The sequence below is a fragment of the Grimontia indica genome, assembly GCF_000333895.2.
Taxonomy (GTDB): domain Bacteria; phylum Pseudomonadota; class Gammaproteobacteria; order Enterobacterales; family Vibrionaceae; genus Enterovibrio; species Enterovibrio indicus.
This window is the reverse complement of the sequence record NZ_ANFM02000088.1, coordinates 1-8,949: the sequence shown is the minus strand read 5'-3', so window position 1 is coordinate 8,949 and position 8,949 is coordinate 1. Positions and strand designations below refer to the sequence as shown.

The 8,949-nt window shown below is 44.2% G+C and carries 6 protein-coding genes; 1 reads left to right on the top strand and 5 read right to left on the bottom strand.

Going from position 1 to position 8,949, the window contains the following annotated elements:
* Positions 1-378 precede the first annotated feature (378 nt).
* Positions 379-738, top strand: a complete 360-nt coding sequence (locus tag D515_RS24855; protein ID WP_002542957.1) for a HopJ type III effector protein — start codon at positions 379-381, stop codon at positions 736-738.
* 43 nt (positions 739-781) lie between these two features.
* On the opposite strand, the gene D515_RS24850 is transcribed toward D515_RS24855, so the two are convergent.
* From D515_RS24850 to D515_RS24830, 5 genes are all read right to left on the bottom strand, one after another.
* Complete coding sequence (locus tag D515_RS24850) at positions 782-1,714, bottom strand: DHH family phosphoesterase (protein WP_002542956.1); 933 nt, start codon at positions 1,712-1,714, stop codon at positions 782-784.
* A gap of 186 nt (positions 1,715-1,900) precedes the next feature.
* Entirely contained in the window at positions 1,901-2,866 is a 966-nt protein-coding gene (gene ctlX, locus D515_RS24845) for a citrulline utilization hydrolase CtlX (RefSeq protein WP_002542955.1), read from the bottom strand.
* Between the two features lie 192 nt (positions 2,867-3,058).
* On the bottom strand, positions 3,059-3,553 hold the full coding sequence (locus D515_RS24840; RefSeq protein ID WP_002542954.1) for an Lrp/AsnC family transcriptional regulator: 495 nt from the start codon (positions 3,551-3,553) through the stop codon (positions 3,059-3,061).
* A gap of 132 nt (positions 3,554-3,685) precedes the next feature.
* A complete protein-coding gene (locus tag D515_RS24835) occupies positions 3,686-7,312 on the bottom strand; it encodes a zinc-dependent metalloprotease (RefSeq protein ID WP_002542953.1) in 3,627 nt (1,208 codons plus the stop codon).
* Between the two features lie 12 nt (positions 7,313-7,324).
* Positions 7,325-8,128, bottom strand: coding sequence for a hypothetical protein (locus D515_RS24830; protein ID WP_002542952.1), 804 nt, complete (start codon positions 8,126-8,128; stop codon positions 7,325-7,327).
* Positions 8,129-8,949: the final 821 nt, after the last annotated feature.

The window sequence follows — 8,949 nt, the reverse complement described above, 5'->3', positions numbered from 1 at the left end:
TTCAACCACTCAGCCATCTCTCCGTAAGTGCGGCGAATATTAGCTACAGTTCCGAAAGCTGTAAATACCTTTTTTCGCTGAGAAAGTCCGTTTGACGATTTTGAAATCAATCTGCTTTAAATCTATGCCATAGCAAGCGCAATCTTACAAAGCAACAGTGAAACAGATTCACTTTTGCCTTACTTTAAAGACAACCCGCCATAAGTTTTCGAACATAATAAGGAAACAACATTGATACTTCACTTTAATGTATCATCCTGTTAAAACACTTCGTTATGGAAATGCTTTAACGAGGTTTTTACGCGAATAATCTGATACCTAGCTGAATAGGTTCGCAGTAGAAGCCAGTTCATTAAGCAATCAGCAGTTAGGACTATCATGCAACTCAGTAATTTCTTACTCAAGCTATCTAACACCCCTGAACTTGTTGAATTTGAAGACACCATCTCGGTGATCGATCGGTTTTACCATTACTCACCAGCCGAATTCATAAATGGTGACTTGACCAACAAGGCAGGTCAAAACGCAGGTTCATGCAAGATATTTGCATTTGGTAAGCTTCATGGCCTGGATGAGCGCGCAGTATTAGCGTGCTTTGGCAGGTATTACAGAGAGGATGTTCTCGCGCACCCAAGCGGTAAAGATCATCTCAACATTCGCAACTTCATCCATTCCGGTTGGAAAGGCGTGTCTTTCGACAGGTTACCACTATCCCCGAAAGAGCCAAGCGACGGCTAAAGAGAAAGCCCCTCTTTTGAGGGGCTTCACCGTTCATCTATCGCTACCCATCTTTGTTGATTTGGACGATGAGTTCATCTTCAATCTGTGCGGCCATTTCATTTGGCACCTGACAGGTACCGGCATTTTCGTGGCCACCACCGCCATACTTCAGCATCAGCTCGCCAATATTTGTCTGTGATGATTTATCAAAGATTGATTTGCCACAAGCAAACACGGTGTTTTGCTTCTGGAACCCCCACAGAACATGCACCGAGATATTGCACTGTGGGTAAAGGGCATAGATTTCGAAGCGATTCCCCGCCCATATTGTGTCTTCACGTCGTAAGTCCAACACAACCAGATTGCCGCACACAGATGCACAGCGCCTGATTTGCTCCTGAAATTTTTCGCGATGATTGAAATAAAGATCCACGCGCTCCTTCACATCCGGAAGTGCCATGATTTCCGCAATAGGTTTATCTTTGCAGTAATCAATCAAGTCCATCATCAATTCGTAGTTAGAAATTCGAAACTCTCTGAACCGCCCAAGGCCTGTTCGGGAGTCCATGATGAAGTTCAGTAACCCCCACCCATCCGGATAGAGCACTTCATCTTTTGTATATTGCGCAGAGTCACCCTTATCAACCTCCTCCATCATTTCTTCCCAGGCGTCCGGGAAAGTGTTTTCGCCGCCAAAGTGTTTCCACACAACGCGGGCTGCCGAAGGTGCATCTGGGTCAATGATGTGGTTGGCGCTAAGCTCCTGGTTACGAATCATCTCAGAAGCATGGTGGTCGATACAGAGGTGTGCTTTTGCGTTGTAAGGTAAGTTGGTCGTGATGTCATACTCGGTGATCTCAACGACCCCGTCCTGCATGTCTTTTGGATGTACGAATTTGATCTCATCAATCAAATCGATGTGTTTTAACAGCACCGCACATACCAATCCGTCGAAGTCACTTCGTGTGATAAGACGATATCGTCTTTCCGGCATTTGCTTCACTCCCATAGGCGAGGGCTAGCCCCCGATGTGTATCTTGTTATAGATGTTGCGACATACCTTAAGAATAAGACGAATGCCCGGTTCTGCAACTTGAGGGGAGTGTTAATTCAATGCAGCACTTTGTCAGATAAGAAAAAAGCCGCTTTTAAGCGGCTTTACTGTAGGAAACTCTATTCATTATGCTGGCAAGAAGTTCTCGCCCAACATGCACCTTACACTGCCGCCACCAATGGTTTCGATGGTTGAAACATCGATTGGAACCAGTTTGCCATGTTTACGTAACACGCGTTTTTGCTCCAAGGTAAACGCATTATAGGCTGACAGTGACATCGCAATCAGTCGCTCGCCTTTGTCGTTTTGAAGTTGGAGGATGTTGCCGCAAAACTGACCCATTTGCTCTTCGGTAATTGAAACGACATCTTTCGTCTTTTGCAACGAGTTCAACACTCTGCGACGCTCGAATTCTTCAATGATTTCATCGCATATCACTGCGAACCCCTCACCCACAGCCATCATCACATTGGTGTGATAGACAGGCGAGCCAGAAGACATTCGCGTGTCAAAGTAAATCACCTCTTTGAATCCAGCACGATTGACATATTGCTGAAGCAAATTGCGGTCACAACGCACTGATAAAGCGGCATACACAGTGGAATTGATATGATCCATGATCATCACCCCTGTGCTTTCTAAAAATGCCTCAGGAGATTCCAGATTCCCGAGTTGAAGAACCTGTGTAGGGTTGAAGCCAGACTCACGAAGTACATCTACCAGGGTTTCAGGGCGCACTTCCCGGCGGCGGTTCTCACACGCCATTGGAAAGAGGTAAACATCACCATCAGCAGTGGTAGAAAACCAGTTATTGGGAAAGACGGCGTCAGGCGTCTCGCCCTGAGCCGGTGAGTAATCCATTACCGTGACATCCACACCATGTGAACGCAACAGTTCGACCATCCCGTAAAACTCTTTTAGCGCCTTGGTACGAATTTCAGCGTCAGTCAGAGCCAGAGATTTTTGGAACTCGTTATCTGCGCTGGTTTCCACATTAAATTTGAAATCAATAGGTGGCACCATCACCACAGCTTTCGCTGCATGGATAGTGGCCTGAGAGTTGATCGTATCTCTCTGGATGGGTGCGACCATCTAAACACCTCAACATTTTATTAACATTATTGTTATAAGGTTAATTTTAGACAGGGTCTCGAGGGAAAGTTACCTAAATGAGGCGAGAATATATAGCTCTAGTTAAGTCATTACCCTTTGAAAGCGATTTCTTTAGGTTATTTACCCATGAAGCACAATTTTAGCCCTTCACTTTGCCTTAACGTTTCGCTCTCAAGACAAAGCGATAAGGTCAGGATTGATCCCAGCACTTCGCTTGTATTCGGCAATAACAATTTCACTACGAGTTTGAATAACACCAGGAAGTTGAATAATGCGGGTCGACATGAACTTCTGATAAGCCTTGATGTTCTTCACACGCACTTTCACCATGGCATCGAAGTCACCGGACAGCGAGTAACACTCTTCAATCTCGGGAATCAACATGGCAGATTTGGCGAACTTATCGAAGATGGAAAGGTTGGTTTGATCAAGGCGCATATGAATAAACACAATCACGTCTAAACCCAGTTTCTCGGCGGAAATATCTGCGTGATACCCAGAGATGTACCCTTCCCTTTCGAGGCGTTTTACCCGTTCAGAGCAAGGTGTGGTAGTGAGGTTTACCCGCTTAGCGAGTTCAACAACCGGCAGGCGGCCATTGGATTGGAGAATGCGGAGGATTTCGATATCTGTGCGGTCGAGTATCGAAGTAGAGTTTCCTGACATAAATCGCCTGTTCAATGCTGGGTAGTATTTTGACATTGTAATTATTTCTACCTTTGAACAGTACACTAAAAAGTAAAAAAGCGTTGGACTTAGCGCCCAACGCTTTTGAATTAATGTATACGAAACCTAGGTTTAGTTAATAGCGTTCTTCACTAAGTAATCCCAAACACTGTCGAAGACAGGAAGATTTTCAAGAGAAGCCAGCTGGTACTGATATTGGTGGCTCAATTTAGCAAAGCTCTCTGGATCATTGAACTCTTCTAGTGTGAATGTCGTTACTTCGACCGTCGCCAGATCTGTTCCAGCACTTTTAGCTGCAAGCATCGCTTTAAACTCGTTGGTAAACTGAATCATGTTCCAAGCGTAGGTGTTTGAAGCATCTGCAAAATAAGTTAGCCCGTTCGATCTTACGAAAGTACGAACTTCATCACTTGTTGGACGCTCACTTCGCATAGAAATTGAGCGAGCAAAAGCAGTGTCTCTTGCATCAACATTTTCCACTACCGCTCTCATCACCATCGCATTCAGGATCGCTCGGTTAAGAGGAGTTTCCTCAAAGTGAGGTAAACCGTAGTATTTACGGACAGAGAAGCTTCCGTAAAGCGGCATACGCTCAAGAGTTTCATCCCAACTAAATGCTTTGAAGTCTCCTTTAGCTTTGTGATAAGCACCATTCTCGTCTTTGAAGTTCAGGTATAGTGTTTCAGTACCCAAAATAATGGAATCCAACAGGAGAGTGCCCTTCGGATAAAATTGGTAGAATCCTTGATCCAATCCATATACTTCAGGCAATTCTAACAACGTTTTCGTTGATCGTTCTGTAGAGCGACGATCGCCAATTCGTGCAGTCAAAGTCGCTGCAGCTGCCAGCTTGTCTGGCCAATGACCGATGTAATCAATGTAGTTTGAGTAATTATTTACAGGTGCAGGGCGAGGTGCCTTGCCGCTGTTGAGATATTTACCAACTTCACCAACAACTGTGAGGCCTGATCCCAAGGTTGTTGTTACAGTCTCGTCATAACATGACGTAGGAACGTAGTTCACTGGGAAATTCATTCTGTCAGAGTAGTTTCCGATGATATCTGCCAGCTTACGATAGGAAATATTCCCCGTTGCATCTTCCAGTTCACACGTATGATCCGGAGTCAAAAGAATATCAACCAACTGATCTCGCGCTTTATCTACCGCTAGAGGGACACCACAGTAAGCTGCGAATGGCCACTGAGTCGCATTCGCGTCATCTTCACAGAACGCTGTGAAAGACACTGGAAACCCTAGCATCTGAATATCAGATGGTGGGTTGATAAAGACATTGTTCTGGTACAGATCATACATGTGGAGCGAATTACGCCAATCGTTGAACTGTGTAATACGGCGAAGCGCATATGACATCGCAGTACTTTCAGAGAAGTTATCTGACATTCCACGAACGGTACGTGCGTAGTAACGGTCATCATAGCTCTCAAGTTTAAAGTCCATGATTTCCGAACGGTTACGACCTTCATCGTGTCTGTTACAGTTATCATTCAAACTAACATTGCCATCAGTACAATACTCGTAACTACGTAATGGTGTTGATGGATTGTCAGCAGCTATCCCTTTGATAACACCATCGCTAACCAAGTCAGCTGGCTGCGTGTATGGGTCAAGGACAGCATTACGCAACTCTCGGTCATAAGATGACGTGTTTAGGAATACGCTTTCGCTAGTTTGGACGCCATTATCAACTGAAACTTTTTCTGCTTCGACCTCTCGCTTATAGCCAAATCGAAGTGCTGCAAGATCATACGGTCCAAATACTGGCAGCGCGTTCAACAAAGATGGATTGTAATCCATGATCGATGAATAACCAGGAACCGTCTTCAGGCCGTGCTCTACTAATTCCGAACTATCGAAATAGTTTGGAGCATCATTGCTGCCTTTGAAGTTGTGGCGCAGGCCAAAGTTGTGACCAAATTCGTGGACGAGGGTCTTGGCGTAGAAAACACCTACTAAGAAAAGGCTAAGCTCTTCTTGCTGTGCTTCATCAAGCTCTGCCCATTTTTTCAAGTTACCTGCTTCGCCGACAGTGCCGTTCCACAATTCGTTAGACTTCCAATTGAAGGTCATGCCACCAATAGTTGTCGGAAGTGCCTTGAAGGTTGCACCTGAACGCAGTGAAGACACAGGGTACATATTGTTTTCCTGCCACAAGCGTGTTTCTAGCGCTTGCAGAGCCGCCATATCTTCATATGTCGCTTCATCTTCAGCAACCAAAAGTTCTTCCTGCACTGCAAGGATTAACTCTTGGAAAGACTCAGTTTTTAATGCTGGCTCCTCATAGTTGCTTGTCAGGTCAAATTGATTAATTTCTTCGGCATCAATGCTTTTTTCGCTGACAATTGAAACCGCAACATCAGACTGATTAGCAGAAGCGATAACCGGTGCTTGCACTGGGCTAGTAGTAGTCGCAACAATCTGCTCTACTCGGCCAGCGTTGTAATCATCAACGATACGATCCCAAAGCCAGTAAGAAATAGAGCGAAGTACACCAGAGTACTGGTTCACATGCGCATGGACAATTTCACCAGTAACAGGGTTCACTGCTGAAGGACCATAGCCCGCCAGACCGTTGTCTAAAGGCTCATCGATCAAGTTAACCACGTTGTATCGAAGGTCACCGGACTGCTTGCCTGAAGGTTCATGCAAACGGATTTGTGGCGCACCCACTTTTTCAAGCTGTGGATTAACGCGATCAACGACATCTTGTGTCACGCGCTTGAAGAACAAAGTTTCTTCGTTTTGGTCAAAGCTATCAGACAGGTGATAGTCAACATATTCAAGATCAGGGTTGAAGCGATGCAGGTATTCAAACCCTTGGTCAAACTCACCACCAACGTATGAAGGATCTGGGCGTCCAACTTCACTAGCGAAGAAACCAAATGTATCTTCGTCACCCTTCATATAAACGATTGGTTCGTAAGTTTTTGAGCGAACCAAATCAAGAGGAACGAGAGAGTAGAAGCTCGAAACCGTAAATGACAGATCACTCATATCAAAGCCAGATTGAACCAGCCCGTTGATCATACAGCGCCAGTTGTTAGCAACTTTATAAGTTGTTTCAACTTCAAAGTTGATAACGCCATCCTCAGTGACTTCGTAACCTTTCCAGCCACTCAAACTATCTGTGGCAAGTTTTGACGAACCTGTTTTGGAGTAACATCCGCTGGCGAAGGAGAACAAGTCGTTCCAAGAGTTTTCTTGAACTACCACTTTTTCAAATTCAGGAACGATGAAGCGACGATCTCCGATTGGAACTTCATCATTGTTCACTTTCTCTTCGACGTTGGTACAGTCGCCGTAGCTATCTTCTCTACATTGATAATCAACGAATTTAACTGGTATCTCTAGAACCGGACGCTCAGATGATTGCGTATCGAACCATCGGCCCAATTCACCCTGATCGATTTCACCCTGACTGATAACATCTGGGCTGAGCATACGAACTTGTAGATCGCCTTTGTCATCGGTTTGGTTGCTGTATTCAAATGACAAGGTGACCAATTTTTCTTGGCCTTGCATGAAAGGAGCCATTGATACTGCATATTGGGGAGCCTTCGCCATTGAAGGCATATACAGGTACACCTGATCGGTTTTGATCGATGATTTAGAGGTCAAGCTTTCCGGTTTTGCCAGCGTGTCATACGCTTGGTCATCCGCTCCACACCCTGCTAAAGCAGCAGTGATGGAAACAGACAAAAATAGTCTATTAAACTTCATGCCAAAGTCCTTTTAGAATGAATAAGTTAAAGTGGCTGTGTAAGTGGCCGACTTCTCGTCGAATAGGTCAATGTTGCCGAGCGTGCCTTGCTCTGCATCGAAGTAAACCCCCGAGTTAGATGCGGACAATGCCCCTGAGAACGAGTCAGTAAACTTGTAACTAGCGCTCAGTTGACCGACGTACGTCCAATCACGACGATTGCCTGAATACGTCCACGAAGTGCCACCGATGATTGAGCCTGATAAATAGGCGTCACCTATGCCATAGCCAACACTGGAAACAACAGAAACCACGTGCTCTACGAGCACCTTTCCATTGACCGTTGTTTTGTATTGATGAAAATTTTTGCGGTATCGCGGCGCGATCGAGAGGTTAAATCCTGCTGCCTGACCGGAAACAGATAGACCCAGCCTAGCGGCTGTTTTGAGGTCATCATTTTTGGATGTTTCCGAAGCGGGGATCGTAAATTGTAAAGATGCGCCAATGTTACCTGTCTCACCAAATGAATAGAGTGATGATCGAGATACACCCAGAACGCTATCAGTGAAAAAGTCTCCTGTTTTGTCTTCGTACGCTCGGTAACCACCGCCGGTTAAGTATCCAGAGTAGTTATCGCTAATTTTGTATTTTGCCGTCGCTGTCCAGTTGATAGAGCGGATAGAACGATAGTCATCTTTACCATAGCCATTTTGGCTATAGTAAATGCTCGTTGAGCCTCCCCACGGACTTGGAGCGTCAGTATCTGCCATCGCTGTTGTTGGAATAGAAGCCAACAACAGCAAAGTAGTGCCGCATCCTAGCTGCAATTTTTGCATACTTATCTTCCCTGTACTGCAATCCAAATTTATTGTCTAAATACCAATCAAATGCTGATTTTTTATTTATTGGACTTCTATAAAAGTTATTAGGCTCACCCAAAGTGGAACCAATACACACTTTTGTACTGTTGAAGTAGTACATCAATTCATAGCTAGAGATCATGCGCCATATAGACACCATTCGAAGCATGTCTCATATTTAACAAATCCGTAATAAACAATGTTTCAATATATTTCTGGTGATCTCGTAAAGCGCAAGAAATAAGAAAGTAAACTTAATTAGGCGTAATGAATGAAAAAATAGACTGACTAGACTGTAAAGTAATTGCGGATTGTAACACCATGATTTCTGATTGAAGCAGTGCAACTCTCTAACTGCACACCACTAAGCAGGGTTACTTTCAGGAGAAATTATCAAGAAAAATCGTAGAAAAAGTGAGTAACACTGAATAAGCCCACTAAATAATCTTTATATCAACAGATAAACTAAACATGGTTTTATTCAAGATCTCATCACTTGAAACTTAGAACCAGATTTGCTCAGTTATTAATCAAATATATTTCTATATTTTTTTCGTCTTGAATATAAATATATAATTTTCGAATTAATATTCGTCATACGATTAGACGATTAGACGATTAGACGATTAGACGATTAGACGATTAGACGATTAGACGATTAGACGATTAGACGATTAGACGATTAGACGATAATAACGGAGAGAAACATAGAATTGGGAAATGAAAAAGCCCAGACCTAAGTCTGGGCTTTCGAATGTGGTTGCGGGAGCCGGATTTGAACCGACGACCTTCGGGTT